Genomic DNA, 26,304 nt, shown 5'->3' on the forward strand with positions numbered 1-26,304 from the left:
CCCATAATTATACATTATTTTGCATAAAATGTAACTATGCAGAACCAAAGTTCCTAGATTAATTACCAGACACTGCAACTGTGGCAATACGGATGTCAACAGCTGTAACCTCGAGACCTGTCATTGTCTCAACAGCAGTCTTAACCTTTTCCTGAACAAGGCCTGAAACCTTTGGAATCTCATAGCCATATTTCATGTTGATAGCCATGCGAACGATAATCTTACCAGGCTCGTTATCAACAACCTTTACAGCCTTTGCGAGCTTGCCCTGACCAGCCTTTGAAATAGTATCAGCGGTGAGATTTCCTGCGAGAGACTCAACACCCTCAACCTCAACAGCACCAAGACCTGCGATGATTCCAACAACCTCCTCAGAGATATTGACACCACCGTCGCCATTTACATTTATAACAAAATTCTTGTTTTCTGCCATATCTGCCTCCTAATAATCATAGAAAAACTAGAATAATTATAGCAAACTAGCATGAATTGGTAAACCATTTTTAATCCTTATATAATTGCCTTATAGCTTCAATCTGGTCATAGCATCTGTCAAATGCATCCACAACCTGTGGCATAATTATGAATGCAAATTAAAAGCCAATGTTATTTACAACACTGACAGAAATATAGTTATTGAGTACAGCGTGAAAATCAGATTCATCTTCCGCCTCGGGAGTATATACTCCCTCCACCATATATCTGACTCCGCCATCCTCAAGCTCCTCGACCACGTTGTAATGATCCTTATAAAACATTCCACTGGAAACAGTTCTGTCATATAAAATACCCTGACAGTCTGCCAGTTGACAGTCTGGAAAATTCACATTGTGTATATGCCCAGGCTTTAATGGTTCTGCCAAAAGCTTCTTAAGAATCTCCCTAATATATTTATCCGTTACATCGTGAAAATTGCATCCTTCAGACAATGCTATTGCATGATACCCCTGAAATGCAGCCTCGAATGCTGCTCCCGCAGTAGCCGAATATTGAATATCTGAAGCCACATTCAATCCGAAATTAATACCAGAAAGCACTACGTCCGGCCTCTCTGGCATTACACTAAGGCCACCGACCCTGACGCAATCTCCTGGTGTTCCGCTGCAAGAAAATGCATGGACTCCCTCCACTGGAAAATCCTCACAAGGATATACATCTATTTCATTGTGAAGGGATATGCTGTGACTGGCTGCACTTCTTTGGCTTTCAGGCGCAACCACCCAGACCTCGCCAAAATTTTTAGCAGCATGGGCAAGACGGATTATTCCATCAGCCTCAATTCCATCATCATTTGTAATCAATATTCTCATAATAGATTCTCCCAAAATCAAACAATACTATCCCAACTTTTTCTTTTGCTGTCTGGCCGTGAGCTTCATCAAAATTGGATAAGGAACCAAATGTGAAAATGTGCACGCCAGCTTCATTCTAAGTGATGGAACGATGATAAGTTTGTTTCTCTCGATTCCCTTTATAGCCTCAGCCACGCACTGCTTTGGACTGATTCCCTTAAGGGCAAATACCACATCTGCCCTGTCATTAAACTCTGTATCAACTGGACCAGGACAAAGGGCGCTAACCCTGACCTGACTGCCCTTTTGTTTGAGTTCAACAGCTACTGCTCTTGTCAGGCTCACAACATAAGCCTTGGATGCGTAGTAGCCAGCCATGTATGGTCCTCCTGGAAGAAGTCCAGCAGAAGATGCCACATTCAAAATCTTTCCTGAACCGCTCTCCTGCATATTATGAAGGATGCCCTTGAACAAAATATGCATAGCAATATCATTCACCTTTATCATGGAAATTTCTTTATCCACATCAGTCTCAAGGAAAGAACCTGCCACGCCAAAGCCAGCATTATTAATGAATAAATCAATATCCTCTTCCTCAAGCTTTTTGATAAGTGCGAAGCATTCCTTCTTTTTGCTAAGGTCAGCAACAATTATCTCCACAGGAACATCAAGCTGGGCCTTTAGCTGTTCAAGGCGCTCAGCTCTTCGACCTGTAACAATTAGACGATAGCCCTTAGCTGCCAGCTGATGAGCAAACTCGTTTCCGATTCCTGAAGTAGCCCCAGTAATAAGTGCTGTTTTCATTCTTTGATGTTCCCCTTTCTGATATTCTCTTTTATAATGTCGTCCACAACTTCAAAAAGCTTTTCAGAACCAAGCTTTGTTTTATCCTGACGTCCACGAACCTGAGCAGCGGTAACTCCATGCTCTCTCCAATCATTACCACCATTGCTATTGTTCAAAATAAGAGGCTGAAGATTATCCATTGAATGAGCAAATTTAGACTCTGCAGTCTCATATGCTTCAAACTCATCAAAAAGTGCAATAAGCTCGTTCTTCTGATCCTCCGGAAGAAGTGAAAATATACGCTCCTTTGCAGCATCCTCCCTAGCCTTTTGAGTCTTAAGATTTTCTGCATCATAGGCATAGGTATCGCCTGCGTCAATCTCCACAATATCGTGAATGAGACACATGAGCATTACCTTCCCAATATCAACCTGCTGATTAGAATGCTCCCGCAACAAATAGGCCATTATTGCCATATGCCAGGCGTGCTCAGCATCATTTTCATTACGACCATTACCAGATAAATGGGTCTGTCGGAAAATGTTTTTCTCCTTATCAATTTCAAGTGCAAAATCCAATTGTTTCTTAAGTCTGTCTTCCATTTTATTGCTCCCTGATTTGCATTTTGTGTCAATCGTTTCTAATTCTTTAATCCATAATAACACAAAAGAACCCCAGGTGGGGTTCTTTTGGGATTTAAAATATTGATATTACTCTTCTGTTGATTCTTCCTTTCCTTTGTTAAGAATGGCACTTGTCATTTCTTCTCTAAGAGATGACATTGAACTTCGGCTGCAAAGTCCGATTACCTTGCCATCCATTTCCACCACGCAGCTATCACCATCGTAGCGGTAGAAATTCAGGCTAACCTTGGTAGTATTATCATCATCCAAAACAACGGACAGCGATAGCTCCTTTTCGCCCTTCTCATACGAATCGCCAACCTCTGTAAGGCTGATGGTGTCAAGCTTGCTTGATACAGTCTGGAAGTCTACAGTCTCACCATCAAGGGTATAGGTGTTGCCATCTTTTTTGCTCTTTTCGACATCTACTACATAATTATTTCCATCGAATCCAACGATAAGCTGTGCCACCTTTGTCCAGTCAAAGGAAACAATTTCATCAGGTCGAAGATCCTTATAGTTTGCCTTTGCAACAGATTCATACTCGTCAGCTGTTATCGTATATACGATAGTGGATCCTTTAAAATACAGATAAGCTTCATCAGCATCAGACTTGTGACTAAAGTAAATGGTCTGAGATTTCGACTCTACAGCTTTATCTTTATCATCACCAGAGACAGGAACCTCACCAGTTAGCTTTATTGTGATATTGGGATTATCAAGACCATACTTCTTTAGGTCTGAATCTGTCGCTTTGTATGTCTCATATTTGGTTAAATCAAGATTCTTAAGAGTGCTTAGGTAACTCTCAACCTTTGAAGATGAAATTGCTTCGTGAACATCTCCGTCAACGCTGTAATAATCATAAGTATCAGTGTACAGATATTTTCCATCTGGATCATACTCAATATTTGCACTTACATCACCAGTTGCATAAAGCTTCTTAATCTGAGAGAAATCATAGACCTTATTTCTATCTAAATAATCCTCAACATTTCCAGAAATCTTCTCAAGAAGATCCTCATCAATCAGGTAAACGCTGCCACCATCCACACAGATATATCTTTTTTCATCGATGGTTGAAAATGTTCCGAAGGTAATAACCTTATCTCCATCAGCTGTTGTGAAAGTAATGGTAGCCTCAGGATTAGAAAGTCCATACTGACTGTAATCCTCTACATTATCAATGATAAAACTTGCATGTACCGACTGAAAATTTGCAAGCATATCGCTAACATAATCCTGGTTCACAGGGAAATCTTTATCATCGGTATATTTCCATTTTCCATCAGAATTTTCAATTGTAATAGAATCAGCATCTTTCTTTACAGAAAGGGATGTAATATCTTCCTGTGAGATTGAAAATACTTCTTCATCTATTGTATTGATTGCATCCACATGCATCTTGAAGGCTCGCTCTGCCAAAATCGCAATTACAGATACAACCAAAATTCCACTTAAAATCAAAAGTGTTTTTGCTCGTTTCATATTGCACCTCTATTCTACGATAACCTTTCTTCGGCGGACCACCTCTTCAATTCCATAAAGGAGATATCCAAGAGGAATCACACCAATTAAAATAACCTTAATCATTGTGGCTGTTGTAGCATTGATAGTAAGGTAATTGTAATCAAGTGACTTAGATCTGATTGATAACGCTTCGTTATCTGTCATCTTCCATGCAAGAGAATTCATAAAGAAATCTGAGTTAGCACCAGAAGAATATGAATTATACTGATCATCAAGAAGATAATCTGAAGCAATCCAAATCAATGTACCGCCCTCAGCATTCTCTGCTGAAATAGCAAGTGAGAACGGACCATCAGTATCCCCATCTTCCTTTTCGTAAGTCGTAAGCTTGTAGCCAGCTGCCTTTGAGTAAGATTCGCTGGAGCTGTCAAGTAATGATGATACCGTATATGCGGTATTTGAATTTGTAATACTAAGTCCAGCAGAAATAGGCATAATCACGTTGCTCTTCTCATCGATAAGCGCATTAGTGATTTCTGACGAATTCAAAGTAGGAAGAAGAAAATATGGATATTCAAAGGCATAATTATCTCTGTTAATATCAACAACTATTCCATCGTTCATGGTGGCGCCAACATAGTTTAAAAGTGCCTTGAAATTAGTCAAATCAGAGTCCTGCTCAACGCCCGAAAGTACAACAATGTGTCCACCGTTATCTACATATTTTTCAAGTATTGTAAGCTCCTCTTCAGAAATATCACTGACAGGAGAATTAATAAGTATAGCATCAGCATCCTCAGGAATATTATCCTCCTTTAATAGCGAGAACTCCTTTGTCTCCATGTTGCCCTTTTCAAGAGCAGATTTCATAGTTTCAGACATATCCTTCTCGCTATGGCCTGTAAGGATATAAACCTGTGGTAAATCCTCTGAAACTACATAATCAACCGCTGTCGTAATCAGACTCTCACCATCAAATGACTGTGAAGCAGAACCTGTTGTGTAGTAGGATGAAGCATCCGTTTTATACATAGATTCATAGCTAATGTAACGACTCTTGTCACCTGACACAACAATCAAAGAATTGTTTGTAACCTTCTCGTCAGTATACTCGGAGGCAAAGGTCGGATAAGTATCTGGATTCTTCTTTACCACAGTAAGCTTGTCTGAAAGAGAATCATAAACATTCAAAAGCTTTTCAATTACTGTAGACTCCTGTCCAGACTGACAAATCCAGTAAATTGTCACATCTTTATCTATATTGCCAACCACTGCCTTGCTTGAAGAGGTAAGGGAATAAAGCTTGGCAGCAGAAATATCAAACTGCGTGAATTTGGTTGGCAAATAGGTAACAAAAACATTTATAGCAATGATTATGCCTAGGACAATTGCTGACATAAGCATACTGTAGCTACCAATTTTAGCTTTTTTTGTAGTGAGTGTTCCTTTGATAGCTGACTTCGTATTTACGAAGTGTTCCTTAATATTCAAATTTGTTTTTTTCATTATCCGTTGTACCTCCGCTTCTCAAGTGACTGCACACATAAGAATAGGAAGAACGCAATGATACTTATGTAATAAACAATCGCTGTTAAATCAAAAACGCCGTTGTAAAAAAGTGTAAATCGCTCAAATAATGAGAGTTTTTTCATTACAGTGGCAAGAATATTCTCCTTTCCATCAATGCTTGGCAAAGCATTTGCAATTGAAGCTGCAAAGTAATTCAAAAGCATTACAACCACACAAATTCCTGCTGCCATTCCCTGTGATTCTGTAAGAGATGAAATAAACATTCCAATGCTGATAAGGGCAAGGCCAAGGAATACAAATGCAAAGATTGAGCCGTAGCTTGTTGGCAGATAAACATCACCATACTTTGCAAAGATCAAAGGATACGCACAGATAAAAATCATCGGTATCAGGTAAACAACCATAAGGGATAAAAACTTTCCAACCACAATTTCCGTGGTACTGATTGGAAGTGAATATAAAAGCTGATCTGTTCTCTGTCGTTTCTCCTCTGAAATGATTCGCATAGTAAGAATTGGAACAATGATGATAAACACCATCTGAATAAAATTCAAAACATATTCAAAATTTGCAATTGAAGCATTAATGTTGTAAATCATTGCACCAATGCCGGTAAATGCCAACAGAAAAGCACCAAAAACATATCCTGTAAGGCCGTGATAATAAAGTGATAATTCATGTTTTAGTACTGCAGTCATTATTGTGCCTCCTCGGTTAGTTCGATGAAAATATCTTCCAGCGTAGTGTGAACTGGGTTGATAGTTGCAAGTGGAATTCCATTTTCAGCAAAAGCTGAGGATAGATTCGAGCAAACCTTTAATGGATTATCATCCTTAGTTGAAAGAATGAAGCTATTGAACTCATCCTCCTGCTCCTTTTGCTCGTAGCACTCGATACTGTCTGTATTTGTAATAACCTCAATCGTCTCAGCCGGATCACCACCTGTGAGAATTTCAATATTGGTGCCTGATGAAAGGGTCTTACCAAGATTTTCGATATTATCAAAAGCAACAAGCTTACCCTTATAAATAATTAGCACCTTCTCACAAATCGCCTGAATTTCAGGCAGAATATGTGAGCTTAAAATTACAGTATGCTTCTTTCCAAGCTCTGCAATCAAATCTCTAATTTCGATAATTTGCATTGGGTCCAAGCCTACAGTTGGCTCGTCTAAGATAATTACAGAAGGGTTTCCAAGCAACGCCTGAGCAATGCCCACTCTCTGCCTGTAGCCCTTTGAAAGATGCTTTATCAAACGATTCTGCATCTCTTCAATATGAGTTTCTGCTATGACCCTATCGATATCTGCCTCTCTGTCGGCCTTCTTAATACCCTTGGCCTCAGCCACAAAACGCAGATATTCTCTAGGTGTTTGATCAATATAAAGAGGTGGTATTTCTGGCAAATAACCAATAAGTCGCTTTGCAGCTCTCTCATCCTCATAGATATCATGACCATCGATTTTCACATCGCCTGAAGTTGCCGCTAGGCAACCTGTCATGATATTAAGTGTTGTGGATTTTCCAGCACCATTAGGTCCCAAAAATCCATAAATATGCCCGTCCTCAATAGTAAATGACAAATCATCTACCGCCAGAACGTCACCGTATCGTTTAGTCAAATGTTCAACGGAAATCATAACCTATTTCTCCTTTTTTGTGCCTAATATTTTTGACACAAAGAATATAAGGGAGAAATCTTATAGGTAACTGAATGTTATGTGAAAATTAGGTGAAGATTTTACACGAGGATTGCAAAAAAAAGCAACTCTGCATTGCAGAATTGCTTTAAACATTTACTTATCACTAATTTTATTCATTTAACAATCTACTAATTTCATCAACCATTTCGTTGATGGTCTTAGCCTGAGCAGCGACCTCTTCAGTATTCTTGGCATTGTTTTCAGCCATCGTTCTGATAGAGATGAACTGCTGATTTTCTTCGCGGATGCTCTCTGCGATATTTTGGTTGATATCAACAGTCTGCTTGATGATGTCTGACTGACGCTTGATTGCATCATTCATTTCAGATACTGCATCAACAGATTCCTTGAGCATCGTACTCATATCTCTGATATCTCCAAATACCTTCTTGAACTGATCGTTCTGCTCTTCGAGCTTCGAAGCATTATTTTCAACCTGATTGGTAATCTCTTTAACGTTCAACTGAACTCTGTCGATTACGGCACTTACATCATTTAATGAGCTGGATGTGCTCTCTGCTAGCTTTCCTACTTCTGTAGCAACTACTGCGAAGCCCTTACCAGCTTCACCTGCACGGGCAGCCTCGATAGATGCATTCAAGGCAAGCAAACTAATTGATGAAGATATGCCCTGGATGAGTTCGAGTGTTGTTCCGATTTCTTCAACGGCTTTCGAAAGTCTGTCGGCGATATCAGTTGTTGCAGCCATCGAATCTGAAACCTCAGAATTGATGCCCTGCAAATCGTTAAGAGCCTTTTCGTTCTCATTAGATTTAACGATTAAGTTACCGGATGTCTCCTCGACCTTATTTACATTATCAACAACGATACTTTCGCAATCATTCAGCTCAGAAAGATTTGTCATACTCTCATCTGCCTTTGCGCCAAGTACATTGCTATTCTGAACGAGATCATCACTTGTTGCAGAAAGCTCCTCTGCTGATGCACTCTCGTCAGATGCGATATCAAGAAGTGTAGAGCCTGCGGTAACCATCTTTTCAGAGATAGATTTAACAGCATTCATGACTCCGACAACTTTCTTATTATTTTCTTCAAGCTCATCCTTCTTAGCTGTAACCAAAAAGTGCGATACGAAGAAAACGAATAGCGTAATACCTGCCAACGAAATTGTAAGTCCTACAATACACATGATAATGTCTGTGACGAACAATTCATCTTTGGCCGGTAGAAGCGCTGAGCCTCTTACAACCCATCCACTAAAGAGTGAAATGATACAAAAAGCGCCAGTTCCTAGTAATTGCTTTATATCAAGGAAAAATCCTATCAAAGTGAGGAAGAAAGCGAGAAATCCCCAGAAGTTACGGGTTGGGCACATGTAAACGATGTATGTCCACTGAATAATAAGAACAGCCGAGCAGAAAATCTTTCCCTTTTCGAGCTTGCCCTCTAGAAGATATCCTTCTTCATCTAAGGATGTTTTTAGAATCATCATGCCGATAATTAAAAAGCTGACGTCCATTGCTGCGAAACAAAGAACAGCGCCCCAAGACATGCTCTGGTAAAAGCCTAACAGCTTTTCAACGATAAACATACATGTTGCAAACATACATGCACCAGTCAAAGCTATAATTCCCCATTTAAAAACAGCTGACAGGTACACTTCAAATGCAGTTTTTTTGTTTCCCATTAACTACAACCTCCTCTTATGATTATATAGGTGATTGTAGCAAGGATTTATGATTAAAGTGTTAAAAAAAGAATATTAAATTTGCGATTAACGTATTTGCCAATTAGTCATTTTTCTCTACCAGTTCTGGTATAAACAAAGTCTTCCATTGTGTCATATTCATTAAGATCACGCTGAGTTTGAAGACGATAAAATCCATGTTCATCTAGTCTGTCATATATTTCTTCCTGTTCTTCGAAGGTCTGAGCCATATCACTAACCCATTCAATTTTTCCTGTCCCTTTATATACGATATTTATATGTATAACTCACTCAATTCAATATGCTTCACTTCATCTGTTTCTTTACCTGTAAAACCTGCCCTGGAAATGAATACATATTTATAGCAATTAAGCCCTGTCTCTTTGACCTGATGAATTTCCTCATTAATAACTTCATCGGAAGTCTTCTTATTTCTGAATTTCACCTCATAAAAGACATATCCATTTTCATCCAAAGTAACGACATCAAATTCTCCATTGGTTCGTTCCTTTGGATTATCATAATAATACTTGCCTATCTTTTCTATGACAGGTTCAATATTTCCAAGACGATTCTGTCTGATTAAATACTGTCTACAAATCTCCTCAAATTTATGAGGCACAAAAAACTCTTCGAAATCTTTATTAATATATTTCTCATAGAAAACATCTGAATCCATGATTTTCATCTGAGATGAATACTTAAATATGTATCTGTAATAGAAAAGGGATAGATTATCACAGATATAATAACCAGCCTTCTTTTTGTTGAATTCATCGTTGATTGGCGCTTTCTTTTCAACTACTTCCATATTCATCAGCTTATCAAGAACATCTATAAGTGTAGGTCCACTTGATACATGAGATTGAGACAAAATGTCACTGTACTTTGAAAATCCTCTGGAAAGAGCCTCAAACACTTCATTTGCATTTACAATTTTTGATATCTCAGCATTAAGGTACATAGATACTTCATTTTCTAAACGTGCCCCAGATGAAGCTATAAGTTCTATAATGTTTTCCGTAACACTTCTTTTATCATCAACCAGTCTGTTGTAATATGGGATTCCTCCAAATACAGAATATATTCTTACCTTATCTTCATCAGACAAGTTAGGATAAAATAAAGCTGACTCATAATAATCCATTTGCTTAAGATCAATAACCAAATCTACTCGTCCATATAAAGGATTTGATTCTGATAGCAATGATTTCATTACATCCACATAAGAACCAAGTATAATGAGCTTTAACTTTGAATTGTCTCTATATTTATCTACAAGTGCCTGAATTATGCTATCTAGCCCCTTTACAGCCCCTCTAAGATATGGATATTCATCCAATACAAAAACTATGTTTTCATCCTTTGAAAGCTTAAAAATGTAATCTACTATTTCCTCTACTTTTGTATATCCCAATTTAGGAAGATCCAATGTATCAGAAACTACCTCACATATGCTCTGCACATTGCTTTCTTCTGTTACCTGCTTGCATTCATAATATATTGCTTTAATATTCGCTTCTTTTATTGCCTGCTTAACAAGTTCGCTTTTACCAATTCTTCGTCTTCCATATATAAGAGTCATACGCATGTCATCTGCATTTAACTCTCTTTTCATACGCTTAAGCTCAGTAACTCTTCCATAAAACTTCATTTTATTCGGCTCCTTTCGACTCGGTTGTTATCGAACTAACTATATTATATTCCTTACCAATGTTTATGTAAACAATATTATTCGGTTTCAATCGAGTCGAATAGTTTCGAATAAAAATACTCCTACTATAATTGCATTTGCAATCAAATCTAGAATGCCTAGTATCTTAACTACCTTATCTTCCCTGGCTAGTTTTCAACCTATGAAAAATGCTGCAAAACCTAAAAATGCAAATATAAAAACTATCAGAGTTATAATTCTTAAAAAAGCAAAATCTATATTCCTATTAAGTAGCAAAAGTGCCGATATTACCGATACTACTGGGATTGATTCAATTATTATTGCTGTTGTTTGCTTCGTCATTTTTCCGCTCCCTTCAGAATCAAAAAGCTTGTATTGTATTGCATCTCATCTCTGTTAATCAATCCCATTAATCTAGTTCTAACTCCTAATTTTAACATGCTAACATCTGAAAAAACGATTTCAATATTTATTTCATAGCATTCAAGAAGATTGAGTGATTTGAAAAAATGCAAATGTAGTACTATGATATTTACCAAAAGCAACAAAGGAGCCACACTATGAAAAATAATAAAAGAAGAAAAAGAAAAAATATCATTTCATTAACATTAATTATAACCGCACTAATCATGATTATCGGATTCGCTGCGTATATCGGCTACAGCAAAATGAGCCAGACCTCTGAATCAACTACCGAAAGTGCAAATAACTCATTACAAAACACTGATTTTAAACTTTCAGATGATTTATCTGGTGCAATTGCCGTATTAGCGCAAAGCTACAATAGCTTCGATTCAACATCAGTAGAAGGTGAAGCATGGCAAGATTTTTTCATAAGTCATTATTTAATGAACTCACATTATAGTTTTAACTATTTAAATGAGCTAACAGCCAAAAACTCAAACATAATAGATGAAGAAGAAGCTGAATATATGTCTTATTCTCTCACCGGCATCAAGTCAGATTTTAATCTATCTGAACCTTTAAATTATGATAATGCAGCTTCATTCCTCTCTGACGCATTTTTAGAAAGTTACACTGCAGAAGTGCTTGATGACGGGGTTCTTGTTCATGCAGTCATCACAACTACACAAACAACAATTCAAGACGATGAACCAGTAATTTCCGATATATCCTTCAATGTGGATGTAAAACTAGTAAATAATCCTTCTAGCTGTTTTGATGGATATAGTATTTCATCTCTTGAATGTAATCTGTAATCATGGAATATAATCCGCTTATATAAATATCAAAAGGACTCTGATTTCTCAGAGTCCTCTGCGTTCTAAAGATATTTGGCTACCGTCGCCTTTGTAGCATCTCTTTTGACCCATAGGGTGTGTGGTTGCAACGAAATTTACCACCTCAAACATCTCTTATTTATATGGATATTGTATCAAGCTTTTTCACTAGATTCAATCTTCTATATAACATCACATTAGCATTCTTGAAATGAAAGTTAAATTCTCAGCCTTTCCTAAATCAAGCATTTCAATCCAGCATTATTGCGTACACGCTTTATATCATCGTTCGAATATTTTTTATAAGCTTCCTTTGCATACCACTCACGAGCCTCCTTATCATCAACCTGTAAAAAACGCTCGTAATGTGACCATGACAGTAAATGTGCCGACACCGTCGGCACAATCTCCTTAAAGTAAAAAAGCCAAGCTAAACGCTCGGCTTGGTCCCAAGTGTTATTCGCACCTGGCAACTCTGTTAGGTTAATTATAACAAATATAATCTCATCTTCAAGTATAGATAGCTTGCCTTAAAAAGTTCATATAAGATAATTAACCAATAATTCACTTACGCCCCACTTGAAATTATCTATCACACCCCAACGAAAGATAGCGGGCTGGACAGACTTGCTGTGATAAAAAAATGAAGATTTACACTAAATTTTATCACATGAAGTCTCTGAAGCCGCATGGTGTCGTTTGTTTGTGATAAAAATTTGAGGATTTCGACTGATTTCTATCACAAGAAGTCTCAGCAGCCCCTTGTCTTCGTTCACTTGTGATAAATCCTAAGTCAAATCAGCCAAAATTTATCACAGCCCAACGGAAGTTAGCAGGCTGACAAACAGCTTGTGATAAAACAAAAGTGCCGACGCCAAAAGGCCGCGGCACTTAAATCAACTCATTCTTTATTTCTCGCTAATCTTATTCCACTCATAAGGTGTGTTCTGGTATACGTAGTAATTCAACCAGTTAGAATACAGAATGTTTCCATGGCTCCGCCACTGAAGAAGTGGTTTCTCATTCTCATCATCATTAGGATAATAATTTACTGGGAGGTCAATTTTTAGTCCCTTGCTTTTATCACGCTTATATTCACTGTCCAAAGTGAAACGATCATATTCTGGGTGGCCCATCACAAAAATGTTACTACCATCCTTGCTCATGCAAAGGAATACACCAGCTTCCTCACTCTTAGCGCAAACAACAAGCTCATCACAAGCCTCAATATCCTCTGTTTTCACACCAGTATGGCGGCTATGAGGAGCATAGAAAATATCATCAAATCCTCGAACAAGAGGAATCTTTCTGTTCTGAACTCGATGTGGGAATACACCAAATTTCTTCTCATCCAAATCATACTTAGGAATTCCGTAGCGATAATAAAGACCTGCCTGGCAGCCCCAGCAAAGATGTAGTGTAGATGTAACATGGGTCTTTGTCCACTCGAATACGTGAGTAAGCTCCTCCCAGTAATCTACCTCTTCAAAAGGCATCTGTTCCACAGGTGCGCCTGTAATAATAAGTCCGTCGAAATATCTGTCGTAAACATCCTCGATATGCTCATAGAAAGTATCAAGATGTGTCTTGCTGGTGTTCTTGCTCTCATGACTTCCAACTGTAAGGAAGGTCACATCCACCTGAAGTGGCGTATTAGAAAGAGAGCGCAAAAGCTGAAGCTCAGTGTCTTCCTTTAATGGCATCAGATTCAAAATGGCAATGGAAATAGGTCTGATATCCTGGTGGATAGACCTGTTTTCATCCATTACGAATATATTTTCATTTTCAAGTATAGCCTTTGCAGGTAAATCATTTTGTGTTCTAATTGGCATACTTCTCCCTCTCCTCCCATAAACTAGTATATCTTAGGTAACTTTTTTAATGATAACACAACCTATCTTCTTCTGCCATGCAATAATTCTTTATTCTTGTACATACGCTGGTCAGCCATAAGATATACTCGATTGGAATCTGCATTTTTAAATTCATGTCTGAAAGCATAGCCAATAGCAGCACTTCTATATATGTTAGGGTCAGATTTATTCATATTATCAAGGCAATTATTCAGCCTTTCAATAATCTCATCTACTTTTTCCATGCTACTATCTGTAAGAATACCAACGAATTCATCTCCTCCCGTTCTTGCAATGAAGCCAACATGTCCAAAGCCTTCCTTTAAAGCTTCTCCTACATCGGATATGTATTTATCTCCCATCAGATGTCCCTGATTATCATTGATAGCCTTTAAGCCGTTTAGGTCTATGCTGATAACACAATAATCCTCTTCGCTTTTAGAAATCTTAGCCATATAAGCCTCGTACCTAGATCTGTTTGCCAAGCCTGTCAGCTCATCGGCATAAGCAAGATGTGCAAGTGAAGAATACTCTTCATTTCTGGCGAAAGACTCTGAAATAAAGGTTGAATAATTAAGCAATGTTCCAAAAACCATAAATATAGCAGCCACAGGAAGAATCAACTTAGAAAGCATTATCTGTTCACATATACCATGTAGTTCTAGATAATAAAAGATAACATTAACAACACAAGCTGCAGCCAGGCCGATTTGTCCAACCGCCTGAATAAACTGGGACTTGGTAATCAAATTCGCTTTTGCATCCTTAATTAGAACCTTAACAAACATAAATACAATCAGTACAAACGCATCCAGCTGATATATCCCCAGTGTCCTATTGATATGAACAAGCCCTGTAAAATGAAGTGCTATTAATAAGAACGGAATAATCGAACCACATATACTGAAAACCAGGAACGCTTTATTTTTTAGGTAGTCTCTCATACAGCCGATGGTCATATACATAAGTGGAACCACCATATACAAAGCAATATATTCTATTTCTGTTTGATGTCCGCTGGTTTCAATGAACAAATCCACCAGCTTAAACTGAGACAAAAACCACACTCCCAGAGCAACATACATTAACGCAGCATACATCTGCATGTTCATTTCTGGAATGTTACTTCTAAATCCTAAAGCAACGGCAAAAAACATTATTCCAAAAACAACAAGAAACGCACCAACCAAATATATGAACATGTGATTATACACGCTATACATAAGCAGATCCACGTAGCCACCTACAGCTGGAGCCTGATAATATGCATAAGCGTCATCCTCAGTCACCATAAGAGTAATCTGAATCGTGGATAGTTTAAACGCCTTAGGCAAACTCACATAGTTTAGTTCGCAGCCAATATACTTTCCTGTTTTATATTCCTCTAAAAATCTTTGCCCTGCTAATTTATCTCCACAATACACCTTCCAAGCACTATATCTTGAATCAAACATTAATGTTGGAGAAATGAAATAGCCCAGATCAACATTATCTTTTTTTAAAGTGATAATATCCCCTTTATAAGTACTATTCCCAATCAGCTTTCTAAGCTCAGATAGCTTCACATCCTCATAAAGATTTCCATTGTAAGTAACATCCCACCCGCTATCCAAAACAACTACATTTGAATAGTTATTTGGTTTAAAGAAATAATGAGCAAAGATGTATATTACTAAGAGGGATATAAAGGAGATTCCCAGATAAAGTATTTTTTTACCCATGATGCACCCCCTTCATTTCGTACATGCGTAAGTCAGCCTTAGCGAATACATCCTGATATCTCCCCCCTTGTACCTCGTCACTATAGGCAAAACCAACAGATGCCCCTAGAGTTATATCCTTGCTATATTTATTATATTTGCGCATTTCTTCCTGCAATTTCTGGGCGCAGGCCTCACAGGCTTCTCTATCGATTTTCTTATATACAACTACAAATTCATCTCCACCAGTCCTTGCAATCATATCTGAATCTACATAAACTTCTCTTAGAAGCTTCGTAAATGCGATAATCATCTTATCGCCAACAGTATGTCCAAAGGTATCGTTCACCACTTTAAGCTTGTCCAAATCAAGGCTGACAATGGTATAGTCTCCGGTCAAAGTAGCAAAGTATTGATTGCAAGCAGCTCGGTTTAAAAGACCTGTTAATGCATCAGTGTATGCCATGCCCTCCAACTGTTTTTTCACTCTGTCTGCACTCATATGGTTGATGCCATTCATAAAGTAATATACAAAATAGCAAAGCATGAAAAACAACATTCCCATTTCCAACAAATCTAAGGATGGGAATAGTTTTGTATCCGTAAAATTAATATCAGGATTATAAAAAGCCCCAATAATTATTTCAAGAAATGAAAAAATAAGCATTGTGATAAAGCCAAACACAAGGTAATAATCAGCATCACCCGTATAATATAGCTCTGATTCCTCATTGCTTTTCTGCTTCTTTACAATAGCTCCATAAAGAGGAGGCATAATAACTATGATTTCAATAAAACATAACACTCCCGCAACATTAACCATTCTGTTTATATGAAGGATTCCAATTACGTGAAGTAGCAGTAACATTATCGGAAATACGATATTAATAATAATAAAAATACGCTGTTTTCTTTTGAATAAATCTGGATGAGTAGAATACAAAAGAATTGAAAATGCCAAAGGTATTAAATAGAAAGATAGATACTCCATCATAGAGAAAAATTCATCGTGAGAACCAATGAACCATAAAATATCATTTCTAGCAAAGATATAGCATCCTAATAGCATAGAAAAATTAGCACCAATATAAATTTGAGAAGCTGTTCTTCGGGTAAGTGCAAGATAAATTGACAGAGCAAACAAAATGCAAGAATAGACAACCAAAAAGCTACCGATAAACATAGAAATCCTGTTGTAGCTGAAGAATGATTGCATTAATAAACTTCTGTGACCTAAATAAACCGGTGATAAATTTTCAACAGAATTATCCTCACCCATAGTATACACAATCATAATATTATGCCTACCAGCTTGAGGGTTTATATCAACCATATTGTATCTTTTAGGAATGAATTTTCCTTTTTCTAATTCATCTAAGCCATAAGAATACTTAATTTTACCATCCACTAAAAGTTCGACTGCCTGCAAATTGCTTCTAAACATTAGTGTATTGTGCTCTGGTATAAAAAATGTTTTAGAAATGGAAATACGCTCTCCTCTTTTGCTTTTTCCAATATTATATTTGGATAAAGTCACGTCATTACTGGTTATACCCCCACGAAAAACAGACCAGCCATCATCTATACGGCTGATTGAAAAGTTTGACGATGAGGTAAACCATTTACCCCCAAATGCCAACACTACTACTGTCATAAATATCATTAGCATTGGGAGTATAAAGTACCTGTTTATTAGTATTTGACGCCTTCTTTCTATCATAAGCACATTATAAAATAAAAATGTGTATTTTCATATAAAAACCCGTTATATTTTAACTATTTATCAACGAAAGTAAGCCTTCCTCGTCAAGTACAGTTACGCCTAATGAATTAGCTTTATCCAATTTGCTTCCAGCAGCCTCTCCAGCCACTAAATAACTAGTTTTCTTAGAAACAGAACCTGCGCATTTTCCACCGTTCAATTCAATAAGCTCTTGGCATTCCTTTCTGCCCATAGTAGGAAGTGTTCCGGTGATTACGAAAGTAAGGCCTGAAAGCTTGTCTGTAGCGCCTTCTTTTTCTTCCTCTACCATATTAACACCTGCAGCCTTTAATCTGCCTATAATGTCAATATTTACAGGGTCGTGCAGATAATCATAAATTGATTTGGCACTGATTTCACCGATATCATTCACCTGCATAAGCTCTTCTTCTGACAGTTCCATGATTTTTTCGATGTCCTTGAACTGTCCAAGTAACGCCTTTGCAGCTGCTTTTCCAACATTTGGAATTCCAAATCCAGTAAACAATCTTACTGCATCGTTTTGCTTTGAACTTTCAATTACCCCTAGAAGCTTATCTGTATTCTTTTCCTTGCCAATGATACCTTCTTCTATGAGTTCATCTCGCTTATTCTTTAATGAATAAATATCTGCAATATCCTTTATATATCCACGTCTGACTAATTCGATGATATAGACTTCTCCGAAGCCTCTGATATCCATAGCATCTCTTGAAACGAAATTAATTATATGGCGTTCAAGCTGAGCTGGACAGCTTGGATTAGAGCACTTCATATCAGCCGTGTCTGCATCCCTTGAAACCGGTCCACCGCAGGCTGGACAAATATTTGGAATCTTGTAGGTGCTCACCCCCTCAGGACGCTTGCTGTAATTAACCTCTTTAATCTTTGGAATAATTTCTCCAGATTTATATACCACAATAGTATCGCCGATACCGATATTCAGCTCGTCAATAAAATCCTGATTGTGAAGGGTCGCACGACTGACAGTAGTACCGCATAAACGAATTGGCTCAAAAATTGCTGTAGGATTCACCCTGCCTGTTCTACCAACAGAAAGCTCCACATCAAGAAGCTTGGTTTCCTTCTCCTCTGGTGGATACTTGTAAGCAATGTGGCCGCTTGTATATTTAGCGCTGGTTGGAAAATCGTTACGATATGCAACCTGATCAATCTTTACTACAGCACCATCAATATCAAATTCAAACTCCTCACGCTTCTCACCGATTTCATCAATGACAGCAAGAATTTCATCAGCTGTGGTACATCCCTTGTGGAATACAACAGGCACACCATGCTCAGCCAAAATATCAAGGCCCTTGCAGTGGCTTTCCGTAAGCTCCTCTGGTCCCTGCTGAACATTAAATACAAACATCTTCAGGCCACGCTGCTTGGTGATGTTTGCATCAAGCTGACGAAGGGTTCCTGCCGCAAGATTTCTAGGATTTGCTGCAAGTTTTCCACCCTTCAGTTCCTGATCCTCATTGTAGCGGTCAAAATCCTCATGAGACATATAAACCTCGCCACGAAGCTGAAGGCTGTCATAAGGTAAATCCAAGTATTTATTTACATCAGGAATTACAAGGGCATTTTCCGTAACGTCCTCACCGATAAGACCATCACCTCTGGTCTCTGCAAGCTTTAGCTTTAGCTTCCCTTGGCTGTCCTTCTCATATCGCAATGTCATACTGAGGCCATCGATTTTTGCCTCAACTGAAAAAGTGGCATCAGCATGAACTGACTTTACCTTCTCAACCCAGGCTGTAACGTCTTCTTTATTAAAAACATCCTCAATAGAAAGCATTGGAACATCGTGAGTAACCTTCACTCCCGCTTCACGCTTTGCGATTCCTCCAATTTTCTGAGTTGGAGAATCAGCAGTAACCCATTCTGGGTGCTCCTTTTCAGCCTCCTTCAGCTGAAGCATCAACTGGTCGTACTCAAAGTCAGAGATTTCTGGCTCATCATCGTTGTAGTATTTATCCATGTGATAGTCGATGGTATCGACTAATTTTTTATATTCTTCTATTAACATTATCCACCTCATCAGTCAGCTAAAGCTGACAGCTTCCCCTCAAGGGGAAGCCTAATTTTTTGATCCCACTAATAATTTATTTAGCTTTTTCAGCTCAGCGGAAGTTACATCTCTGTAGCTGTCTTCCTTCAAATCTCCAAGCTCGATATTCATAATCCTAACACGCTTTAAGGTGCGAACTCTGTAACCAAGTGCCTGACACATGCGTCGAATCTGACGATTCAAGCCCTGTGTAAGAATTATATTAAACTTGTTTGGAGCAAGCTTTTTGATTTGGCACTTGCGAGTTGTGGTGTCCAACTCCTCAAGATATACACCTGCAGCCATCTGCTTGATAAAATCCGCTGTAATTTCCTTGTCAACAGTGACTACGTATTCCTTTTCGTGAGCATTCACGCCACGCATTATCTTATTAACCAAATCTCCCTGGTTCGTAAGTAGCAAAAGACCTGTGCTGTCCTTATCAAGACGACCGATTGGATAAATCCTCTCAGGATAATTCAAATGGTCGATGATATTATTCTTCTCCCGCTTCTCTGCAGTGCAGACAATTCCTGCTGGCTTATTGTAGGCAATGAGAATCTGATTTTTGCCCACATTTGAAACTGTTTTTCCTTTGAAAAGGACTTCGTCTTCGGAAGTAACCTTCATTCCCATTACTGCAACCTGTCCGTTGACAGTGACCTGCCCAGCCTCTATGGCTGCATCCGCTGCTCTTCGACTGCATACTCCCGCGTCACTCAAATATTTATTTAAACGAAATAATTCCTGGCTCAATTAAACCTCCACTAAATCCAATAATGATATTAGAAAGGAGACCGATTAGGCCTCCTTAAAAATCTAAACCATATTTTACTTTAACAAGTCTGTTCTGATAAAGCCCTCTTTTGATTTATATTTAACCTTTGTCCAACCCTCTGCATAGCTCATAACAACCTCGACCTCTTCGCCAGCATAAGCAACTGCAACCTTTGATGCAGACGAATCCATCTTCGAACGGATATTTACTGTGCTAGAAAGTGTAACCTTGTCTCCCTTGTTGTAAACTGTGGTGGTTGTTGTCTCGGTGGTTTCTTCTGTAGTCTCCTGAGTATCCTCAGTAGCTGTATCTGTTGAAACCTTTACAGCAGACTTTGTAACATATGCCTTGGTTCCGTTGTAATCGAACTTGTAGAAATCACCCTCTTCGCCGTAGATCTTGATTTCATCACCCTTTGAAAGCTTTCCAAGCTTATTGCTGGTCTTATCAGCAGACTCACGAACATTTACACTTGAATTAACCTTACCTGTGTATGAATTAGCTTCTTCCTCAGCAGCCTTTGCTTCCTCTTCGGCCTTAGCCTTTGCCTCTTCCTCTGCCTTTGCAGCTTCCTCAGCTGCCTGCGCTTCTGCTTCAGCTGCAGCTGCAAGCTGTGCATTGTAATCAGTATTCCATGAGACAATAGCATCAGGAAGTGAAATAGTCATAAATGTGTTTAAATCAGAATCATTCTTGATTGCTGCATTATACTCGCTTGTAACCTCAGCCTGCTTATCGAGCAGATCCTGCTGACGAATATAAACAGAAATCAAATCTGAAATCTCTGTATCCATCTCAACTACATTATTGTTCTGATTGAATGAACCATATGTGTTATCAATATAAAGCTTGTCATCCTGTGTCTGAACATAGAAAAAATCAAGTCCTGGTGCCGCTGTAGCAATGTCATTGTACTTAAGATTAACTCTGACAGAAACAAGATATGAGCCCTTTGAAAGCCCTTGCTTTGTAAAAATCTGAATATCCTGGAACTCTTCAATGTACTGACTATAGAACTTAATGTAGCTAACCTCCTGGTCACTAACCTGAGAAGGTGATACCAATGTCTGAATGGTATCTGTATCACCAGCTGCATAAGCTACATAATAATCAGATATCAATTTGGTAAGAGCTTCGTTATTGTTCTCTTTGAACTCCTTGTATACACGGCTAGAAGATTTCTCAGACGTGCTATTCGAACTTGCTTTATCACCTGTTCCGAGAAAAAGAACCAGGTTCATGCATATGAAAATAGCCACTGCCAAAACGTATCTTTTATTCTTAATTATAAAATCGCCGCAGATACCTGCGACTCTTCGAATATTTTCTTTAATCTTATTAAAATCCATGTGCGCCTCCAGTAAGTCATTGTAGGCAATTTAGATAACTGTAGACGGCCGGATTCGAACCGGCGGTCTTCGGAGTCGGAGTCCGATGCGTTATCCAGCTACGCTACGCCTACTTAAAATACCTGCCGGAATATTGTAACACAAGTTAGTATACACATCAAACCGGAAAGTAATATTTTTGTAAAAACTTTAGTTGTTTAAAGCGCTGAATTGTGCTAGAATACTCTCCATAAATCGTTTAAGAAGGAGGACGTATGTTATGAATCCAATCGGTACTACTCAACTCTACTGTCTTCTGGGAAATCCTGTGTCCCACAGCGTTTCACCAGCAATGCACAATGCATCCTTTGACGCGCATGGTCTTGATGCTTCCTATATGGCCTTTAAAGTTGAGAATGCTGATTTTAGCGATGCTGTTGAAGGCCTAAAAGCACTTGGCTGCGCCGGGTTCAATCTTACTATGCCTTTTAAAACTGCAATCATTCCTTTCTTGGATGAGATTGATGAAATCGCAAAACTCTCTAATTCCGTAAACACTTGTATTTACAAGGATGGCAGGCTAAAGGGCTACACTACAGATGGTATCGGTTTCCTCGAATCAATGAAGGAAAGTGGAATATCCTACACAGGTACCACTATCACAATCCTTGGCTGTGGTGGTGCTGCAACTTCAATTATCACTCAGGCTGCAATGGAAGGTGTAAATAAAATAAACATTTTAAAGCGCAAAAACGGAAGCTTTCAGCAGACAGTCGATTACGCCGCGCGCATCACGAAATCCACCAATTGCGAGGTTTATGTTTACGATATTTCAAATTTAACAATTCTTGAATTTTGCATACAGGAAAGTGATATACTTATTAATAGTACAAATGTTGGAATGGGCGATGATGATTCATCACTGGTTCCACCAAGCTTTTTCCATCCAAATCTTATAGTCTGTGATGTAATATATCATCCGGCTGAAACGCGTCTTCTTAGGGAAGCTCGCTTGGCTGGCTGCAAGACAATGAACGGCAAATACATGCTTCTCTATCAAGGAGCAGCTGCTTTCAAGATTTGGACCGGACTGGACATGCCAGTTGCCATGGTTAAGGAAAAATATTTCGACAATCAACCAGAAACAAAACAAAATAAAGAAACGAGGAAAAACAATGAGCTTCACATACTTGAAGAAAATGCCTACACCAGAAGAAATCAAAGAGATGCTACCTGTTCCTAAAGATGTTCAGGAGTTGAAAAAAGCTCGAGACAAAGAAATCACTGATATTATTACTGGCAAGGATGACCGATTTTTATGTATCATTGGTCCTTGTTCTGCCGACAACGAGGATGCAGTTTGTGAATATATAAACAAGCTCTCCCGTGTAGCTGACGATATCAAGGACAAAGTTTTAGTTGTCCCACGAATTTATACAAACAAGCCACGAACCACTGGAAGCGGCTACAAAGGAATTGCTTCTCAGCCTGATCCAAACGAGGCGCCTGATATGCTTGCAGGTCTTATCGCCATGAGAAAGATGCACATTCGTGCAATGACCGAATCACACCTTACTGCCGCTGACGAAATGCTCTACCCAGAGAACTGGGGCTATGTAGATGATCTTCTTTCATACGTGGCAATCGGTGCCCGTTCTGTTGAGGACCAACACCACCGCCTGACTGTTTCTGGCTTTGATGTTGCCTCTGGTATGAAAAATCCTACCTCAGGTGATTTTGCAGTAATGCTGAATTCCGTATATGCGGCACAGCATCCACATCACTTCACCTTCTCAGGCTACGAGGTTACCACCAGTGGAAATCCTCTTGCTCACACTATTCTTCGCGGTGCAGTATCAAAACATGGCAACAGCACACAGAATTACCACTACGAAGACCTTATTCGCCTTCACAATATGTACGAGGAAATGGATCTTGTAAATCCAGCCTGCATCATCGATGCCAACCACTCCAACTCAAATAAGCAGTTCAAGGAGCAGATTCGTATCGTAAAAGAAGTGATGCACAATCGTAACCACTCAGATGATATTAAAAAACTCGTCAAAGGTGTAATGATTGAATCATATCTTGTAGAAGGATGCCAACCTATTTCTGACCACCAGACCTACGGACAGTCAATCACCGACCCATGTCTTGGATGGGAAGATACACGTCATCTTCTATATACAATCGCAGAGCGAAACTAAGCGTAGTGGCACGTATCTACGAGTAATAAAAATCCCCTAGTAGGCATCAAGCTCTGAGGTTTCTGGCGCGAGACATGTAGTCGAGCAAAGAAACTCTCAGGCTTGTAGCCGTAACTAGGGGATTATGTTATTTTTCGAGACTATGCGATGAGTTTCTCTACCTCAAAGATTGAAATCAACTCGTCATCTTTTTTACCAACGCCACTAATGAAGCTGTCTTCCTTCTTTACGAATGGTGAAGACTCTACGATTTCGCTTGTTGGAATGTTCATTACTTCCTTAACGTCATCTACGATTACTCCCATGAGCTCGTCATTCTCAAGATTAACAATGATGATACGAGAATCCTTTGTAATATTCTCCTCACCATAATTCATTCTCTTACGAAGACTCATAATAGGCACAACGTGACCACGAAGGTTAATAACGCCCTGCATATACTCAGGAGCCTTTGGCATCTTTGTGATTTCTGGCATCATGATAATTGAGTTGATGTCAAAAATATCCATTCCAAAATATTCCTTATTGATGCGGAAAACGATAAACTGCTTCTCCTCATCCTCTGTCTTGTTCATAACCATTAAATCGTTCATTACTACCCTCCTATTAAGCTATCTTAAAGAACTTCATATCCTCGTTTAACTGCTCTGCAATATTCTTAAGGTGTGATGCAGAACCAGCAAGTGTTGAAACTGTAGCTGAAAGCTCCTCAACAGATGCACCTGTTGTCTCTGTAGATGCTGCATTCTCCTCAGAAATAGCTGAAAGTGATGACATAGCATTTGCTACAACTGTATTAGAAGAAACGCAAGTCTCAGCCTCGCCAGAAATCTTTGTAACGCTGGCAACTGTCTCCTCGATATCACCAAGCATTCCGTGAACAGCATCAAGTGTCTCACCAAGAGCCTTCTGCTGCTCGATGTTTCCATCCATTACATAGCCTGCAGCCTTAACAGCCTGATCAGCCTCTGCTAAAAGCTCATCCATCAATACTCTGATTTCCTGAGCAAGGCTCTCTGAATCATCAGCAAGCTTTCTGATTTCCTCTGCAACTACTGCAAAGCCCTTACCAGCCTCGCCTGCTCTTGCAGCCTCTATTGAAGCGTTAAGTGAAAGAAGGTTTGTCTGAGCAGCGATGCCAGAAATTCCCTCTACACGCTCATTAATATTAGAAACTGCATTCTGTGTTGAAGAAATCTTTGTTGCAATTTCCTCAATCTTAATTGTCATATCTGTGCTTGTATTCTGAAGAATAGCAAGTGATGAGCTTGAAGCCTCAGAAGCATTCTTCATTCTGTCTGCAAGTGATGTCATCTCTGTTGTAGAATCCTTAACACTCTCAACAGCATCAGTAATCATTGTTGTATTCTCAGCAGCTGACTGAACCTCCTCAGCCTGCTGTACTGCGCCGCTTGCAATCTGCTGAACTGCAACTGCAACGCTTTCTGCTGTAGCTGCAATCTGGTTAGCCATCATTGAAAGCTCTTCTGAGGACTCACCAACTGTGTTTGAAGAATCCTTAATGTTTCCTACAATAGAAGAAAGCTCATCGATAAGTGAGTTTGTACTCTTCACCATGTGACCAAACTCATCCTTACGATTTGTGTATGCTTCAATCTTGTTAAAGTGACCCTCTGCAAGATTTGAAAGACAAGCATTAACAGCAAGGATTGGCTTTGTAAAGCTCATTGCAATAAAGAATGCAATTACTGCACCAATAAGAAGTAATACTAAGCCAATGAGGACTGTAGTCATGGCTGAGACTCTTGCATCCATAAGAACCTTATTAACCTCAATAGCCATACATACTCTGTAACCTGTGATTGGCTCTCTTACATATGAAATGTAAAGTGCTCTACCATTCTGATTTGCCTCAACAGTTCCATCTTCAGACTCACTTGTATAGAAGGAAGCCTGATCCATCATTGTTGGCTCATCATCAACTGCAATTTCATAATCAGAGTGAACAGCAAGCTCACCTAATGTATCAATAAGGAAAGACTCTCCGCCAGCATCGAGAAGAACATCGCGAAGCTGAGCTAAATCATAGCTTCTATATAAAACACCAATAACATTCTTTGTGCCTGTAGCAAAAACAGGAACTGCAAGACAAATACTTCTGATACCTGTTGATGAACTTACCATAACTGATGAAGCAGTTGTCTCACCCTTCATAGCACCGATGAAATAATCTCTAGTAGAAACATCAGATAAAGCTCTGTCATCACTACGAAGAACCATCTGACCATTTGTATCAACGAGAGTAATTTCATTTCCATCACCGATAACGGAATTGATGTACTGCATTTGGTATCTAACATTTTCAGCATTTTCACTTGTTGTTAAGAAATTAATTGTGTCCTCTGAAGAAGCAATTGAATAAAGAGCAGATTCACCCTTTGCAAAAATTGTATTAAGACTTGACTGTAAATACCAAGCTGCCCATTCATTCTGTTCCTTAGCTAATTCCTTAGCTTCATTTGTTGATGTATAATAGCTGATAGATGTTGCTACAAGAAGTGGCAACGCTGCGATTGCGACCATTGCTAAAATAAGCTTGGTCTTTACACTTTGAAATACTGACATTTTAAATTTCATTTTTACCTCCATAACTCAAAATGCGTTTATGACCTAATTGTGTTTTATTTGTGTT

The 26,304-nt window shown here is 38.7% G+C and carries 23 protein-coding genes and 1 tRNA gene; 3 read left to right on the top strand and 21 right to left on the bottom strand.

Features of this window, described 5'->3' with window-relative positions:
- Nucleotides 1-58: 58 nt before the first annotated feature.
- The 11 genes from FXF36_RS13335 to FXF36_RS13380 form a co-directional block, all read right to left on the bottom strand.
- Nucleotides 59-433, bottom strand: coding sequence for an Asp23/Gls24 family envelope stress response protein (locus FXF36_RS13335; RefSeq protein ID WP_151624877.1), 375 nt, complete (start codon nt 431-433; stop codon nt 59-61).
- A 160-nt stretch (nt 434-593) separates the two neighbouring features.
- Nucleotides 594-1,310, bottom strand: a complete 717-nt coding sequence (gene surE, locus FXF36_RS13340; protein WP_151624879.1) for a 5'/3'-nucleotidase SurE — start codon at nt 1,308-1,310, stop codon at nt 594-596.
- Nucleotides 1,311-1,337: 27 nt separating this feature from the next.
- Nucleotides 1,338-2,096: an SDR family NAD(P)-dependent oxidoreductase gene (locus FXF36_RS13345; protein WP_151624881.1), complete on the bottom strand. Its 759-nt coding sequence runs from the start codon at nt 2,094-2,096 to the stop codon at nt 1,338-1,340.
- Entirely contained in the window at nt 2,093-2,680 is a 588-nt protein-coding gene (locus FXF36_RS13350) for an HD domain-containing protein (RefSeq protein ID WP_151624883.1), read from the bottom strand. Before FXF36_RS13350 ends, FXF36_RS13345 begins: the two co-directional genes overlap by 4 nt.
- 108 nt (nt 2,681-2,788) lie before the next feature.
- Entirely contained in the window at nt 2,789-4,189 is a 1,401-nt protein-coding gene (locus FXF36_RS13355; RefSeq protein ID WP_151624885.1) for a DUF4340 domain-containing protein, read from the bottom strand.
- A gap of 9 nt (nt 4,190-4,198) precedes the next feature.
- Nucleotides 4,199-5,677 carry a Gldg family protein gene (locus tag FXF36_RS13360; protein WP_151624887.1) on the bottom strand — a complete coding sequence of 493 codons (1,479 nt, stop codon included), beginning with the start codon at nt 5,675-5,677 and terminating at the stop codon, nt 4,199-4,201.
- On the bottom strand, nt 5,677-6,399 hold the full coding sequence (locus tag FXF36_RS13365) for an ABC transporter permease (protein WP_151624889.1): 723 nt from the start codon (nt 6,397-6,399) through the stop codon (nt 5,677-5,679). Before FXF36_RS13365 ends, FXF36_RS13360 begins: the two co-directional genes overlap by 1 nt.
- A complete protein-coding gene (locus tag FXF36_RS13370) occupies nt 6,399-7,340 on the bottom strand; it encodes an ABC transporter ATP-binding protein (protein WP_151624891.1) in 942 nt (313 codons plus the stop codon). The genes FXF36_RS13365 and FXF36_RS13370 overlap by 1 nt, the downstream gene beginning before the upstream one ends.
- 172 nt (nt 7,341-7,512) lie before the next feature.
- On the bottom strand, nt 7,513-9,051 hold the full coding sequence (locus FXF36_RS13375; RefSeq protein WP_151624893.1) for a methyl-accepting chemotaxis protein: 1,539 nt from the start codon (nt 9,049-9,051) through the stop codon (nt 7,513-7,515).
- Nucleotides 9,052-9,158: 107 nt separating this feature from the next.
- Nucleotides 9,159-9,302: a hypothetical protein gene (locus FXF36_RS16385; protein WP_167511388.1), complete on the bottom strand. Its 144-nt coding sequence runs from the start codon at nt 9,300-9,302 to the stop codon at nt 9,159-9,161.
- A gap of 44 nt (nt 9,303-9,346) precedes the next feature.
- Nucleotides 9,347-10,726 carry an ATP-binding protein gene (locus tag FXF36_RS13380; RefSeq protein WP_151624895.1) on the bottom strand — a complete coding sequence of 460 codons (1,380 nt, stop codon included), beginning with the start codon at nt 10,724-10,726 and terminating at the stop codon, nt 9,347-9,349.
- Between the two features lie 581 nt (nt 10,727-11,307).
- On the opposite strand from FXF36_RS13380, the gene FXF36_RS13385 reads away from it, so the two are divergent.
- Nucleotides 11,308-11,967, top strand: coding sequence for a hypothetical protein (locus FXF36_RS13385; protein WP_151624897.1), 660 nt, complete (start codon nt 11,308-11,310; stop codon nt 11,965-11,967).
- 257 nt (nt 11,968-12,224) lie between these two features.
- On the opposite strand, the gene FXF36_RS16635 is transcribed toward FXF36_RS13385, so the two are convergent.
- The 8 genes from FXF36_RS16635 to FXF36_RS13425 all read right to left on the bottom strand — a co-directional run bounded on the left by FXF36_RS16635 (nt 12,225) and on the right by FXF36_RS13425 (nt 21,578).
- Nucleotides 12,225-12,383 carry a hypothetical protein gene (locus tag FXF36_RS16635; RefSeq protein WP_243143513.1) on the bottom strand — a complete coding sequence of 53 codons (159 nt, stop codon included), beginning with the start codon at nt 12,381-12,383 and terminating at the stop codon, nt 12,225-12,227.
- A gap of 513 nt (nt 12,384-12,896) precedes the next feature.
- Entirely contained in the window at nt 12,897-13,820 is a 924-nt protein-coding gene (metA, locus tag FXF36_RS13395; RefSeq protein ID WP_151624900.1) for a homoserine O-acetyltransferase MetA, read from the bottom strand.
- 62 nt (nt 13,821-13,882) lie between these two features.
- Nucleotides 13,883-15,562 carry a GGDEF domain-containing protein gene (locus FXF36_RS13400; protein WP_151624902.1) on the bottom strand — a complete coding sequence of 560 codons (1,680 nt, stop codon included), beginning with the start codon at nt 15,560-15,562 and terminating at the stop codon, nt 13,883-13,885.
- On the bottom strand, nt 15,555-17,204 hold the full coding sequence (locus FXF36_RS13405; protein WP_167511389.1) for a GGDEF domain-containing protein: 1,650 nt from the start codon (nt 17,202-17,204) through the stop codon (nt 15,555-15,557). The genes FXF36_RS13400 and FXF36_RS13405 overlap by 8 nt, the downstream gene beginning before the upstream one ends.
- A 109-nt stretch (nt 17,205-17,313) precedes the next feature.
- The gene (gene ligA / locus FXF36_RS13410) at nt 17,314-19,317 is read right to left on the bottom strand and encodes an NAD-dependent DNA ligase LigA (protein WP_243143514.1); all 2,004 of its coding nucleotides are present in this window, start codon (nt 19,315-19,317) and stop codon (nt 17,314-17,316) included.
- A 51-nt stretch (nt 19,318-19,368) separates the two neighbouring features.
- A complete protein-coding gene (locus tag FXF36_RS13415; RefSeq protein WP_151624906.1) occupies nt 19,369-20,094 on the bottom strand; it encodes a pseudouridine synthase in 726 nt (241 codons plus the stop codon).
- Nucleotides 20,095-20,169: 75 nt separating this feature from the next.
- The gene (locus tag FXF36_RS13420) at nt 20,170-21,465 is read right to left on the bottom strand and encodes an SH3 domain-containing protein (RefSeq protein WP_151624908.1); all 1,296 of its coding nucleotides are present in this window, start codon (nt 21,463-21,465) and stop codon (nt 20,170-20,172) included.
- A gap of 39 nt (nt 21,466-21,504) precedes the next feature.
- Nucleotides 21,505-21,578: transfer RNA gene (locus FXF36_RS13425), tRNA-Arg, on the bottom strand.
- 146 nt (nt 21,579-21,724) lie between these two features.
- Between FXF36_RS13425 and FXF36_RS13430 the strand changes: the two genes are divergently transcribed.
- Together FXF36_RS13430 and FXF36_RS13435 are read left to right on the top strand one after the other, a co-directional pair.
- Entirely contained in the window at nt 21,725-22,687 is a 963-nt protein-coding gene (locus FXF36_RS13430; protein ID WP_151624910.1) for a shikimate dehydrogenase, read from the top strand.
- A complete protein-coding gene (locus FXF36_RS13435) occupies nt 22,620-23,651 on the top strand; it encodes a 3-deoxy-7-phosphoheptulonate synthase (RefSeq protein WP_151624911.1) in 1,032 nt (343 codons plus the stop codon). Before FXF36_RS13430 ends, FXF36_RS13435 begins: the two co-directional genes overlap by 68 nt.
- Nucleotides 23,652-23,791: 140 nt before the next feature.
- Here FXF36_RS13435 and FXF36_RS13440 read toward each other — a convergent pair whose 3' ends face one another.
- The gene (locus FXF36_RS13440; RefSeq protein ID WP_151624913.1) at nt 23,792-24,244 is read right to left on the bottom strand and encodes a chemotaxis protein CheW; all 453 of its coding nucleotides are present in this window, start codon (nt 24,242-24,244) and stop codon (nt 23,792-23,794) included.
- Nucleotides 24,245-24,257: 13 nt separating this feature from the next.
- Nucleotides 24,258-26,249: a methyl-accepting chemotaxis protein gene (locus tag FXF36_RS13445; protein WP_243143515.1), complete on the bottom strand. Its 1,992-nt coding sequence runs from the start codon at nt 26,247-26,249 to the stop codon at nt 24,258-24,260.
- Nucleotides 26,250-26,304: the final 55 nt, after the last annotated feature.

It is taken from the genome of Pseudobutyrivibrio xylanivorans (assembly GCF_008935055.1).
Taxonomy (GTDB): domain Bacteria; phylum Bacillota; class Clostridia; order Lachnospirales; family Lachnospiraceae; genus Pseudobutyrivibrio; species Pseudobutyrivibrio xylanivorans_A.

What these genes read in the sequence shown, in the direction of transcription:
- FXF36_RS13335 (WP_151624877.1), bottom strand. Translation starts at nt 433, where the DNA reads ATGGCAGAAAACAAGAATTTTGTTATAAATGTAAATGGCGACGGTGGT.
- surE (WP_151624879.1), bottom strand. Translation starts at nt 1,310, where the DNA reads ATGAGAATATTGATTACAAATGATGATGGAATTGAGGCTGATGGAATA.
- FXF36_RS13345 (WP_151624881.1), bottom strand. Translation starts at nt 2,096, where the DNA reads ATGAAAACAGCACTTATTACTGGGGCTACTTCAGGAATCGGAAACGAG.
- FXF36_RS13350 (WP_151624883.1), bottom strand. Translation starts at nt 2,680, where the DNA reads ATGGAAGACAGACTTAAGAAACAATTGGATTTTGCACTTGAAATTGAT.
- FXF36_RS13355 (WP_151624885.1), bottom strand. Translation starts at nt 4,189, where the DNA reads ATGAAACGAGCAAAAACACTTTTGATTTTAAGTGGAATTTTGGTTGTA.
- FXF36_RS13360 (WP_151624887.1), bottom strand. Translation starts at nt 5,677, where the DNA reads ATGAAAAAAACAAATTTGAATATTAAGGAACACTTCGTAAATACGAAG.
- FXF36_RS13365 (WP_151624889.1), bottom strand. Translation starts at nt 6,399, where the DNA reads ATGACTGCAGTACTAAAACATGAATTATCACTTTATTATCACGGCCTT.
- FXF36_RS13370 (WP_151624891.1), bottom strand. Translation starts at nt 7,340, where the DNA reads ATGATTTCCGTTGAACATTTGACTAAACGATACGGTGACGTTCTGGCG.
- FXF36_RS13375 (WP_151624893.1), bottom strand. Translation starts at nt 9,051, where the DNA reads ATGGGAAACAAAAAAACTGCATTTGAAGTGTACCTGTCAGCTGTTTTT.
- FXF36_RS16385 (WP_167511388.1), bottom strand. Translation starts at nt 9,302, where the DNA reads ATGGCTCAGACCTTCGAAGAACAGGAAGAAATATATGACAGACTAGAT.
- FXF36_RS13380 (WP_151624895.1), bottom strand. Translation starts at nt 10,726, where the DNA reads ATGAAGTTTTATGGAAGAGTTACTGAGCTTAAGCGTATGAAAAGAGAG.
- FXF36_RS13385 (WP_151624897.1), top strand. Translation starts at nt 11,308, where the DNA reads ATGAAAAATAATAAAAGAAGAAAAAGAAAAAATATCATTTCATTAACA.
- metA (WP_151624900.1), bottom strand. Translation starts at nt 13,820, where the DNA reads ATGCCAATTAGAACACAAAATGATTTACCTGCAAAGGCTATACTTGAA.
- FXF36_RS13400 (WP_151624902.1), bottom strand. Translation starts at nt 15,562, where the DNA reads ATGGGTAAAAAAATACTTTATCTGGGAATCTCCTTTATATCCCTCTTA.
- FXF36_RS13405 (WP_167511389.1), bottom strand. Translation starts at nt 17,204, where the DNA reads ATGATATTTATGACAGTAGTAGTGTTGGCATTTGGGGGTAAATGGTTT.
- ligA (WP_243143514.1), bottom strand. Translation starts at nt 19,317, where the DNA reads ATGTTAATAGAAGAATATAAAAAATTAGTCGATACCATCGACTATCAC.
- FXF36_RS13420 (WP_151624908.1), bottom strand. Translation starts at nt 21,465, where the DNA reads ATGGATTTTAATAAGATTAAAGAAAATATTCGAAGAGTCGCAGGTATC.
- FXF36_RS13430 (WP_151624910.1), top strand. Translation starts at nt 21,725, where the DNA reads ATGAATCCAATCGGTACTACTCAACTCTACTGTCTTCTGGGAAATCCT.
- FXF36_RS13435 (WP_151624911.1), top strand. Translation starts at nt 22,620, where the DNA reads ATGAGCTTCACATACTTGAAGAAAATGCCTACACCAGAAGAAATCAAA.
- FXF36_RS13440 (WP_151624913.1), bottom strand. Translation starts at nt 24,244, where the DNA reads ATGAACGATTTAATGGTTATGAACAAGACAGAGGATGAGGAGAAGCAG.
- FXF36_RS13445 (WP_243143515.1), bottom strand. Translation starts at nt 26,249, where the DNA reads ATGAAATTTAAAATGTCAGTATTTCAAAGTGTAAAGACCAAGCTTATT.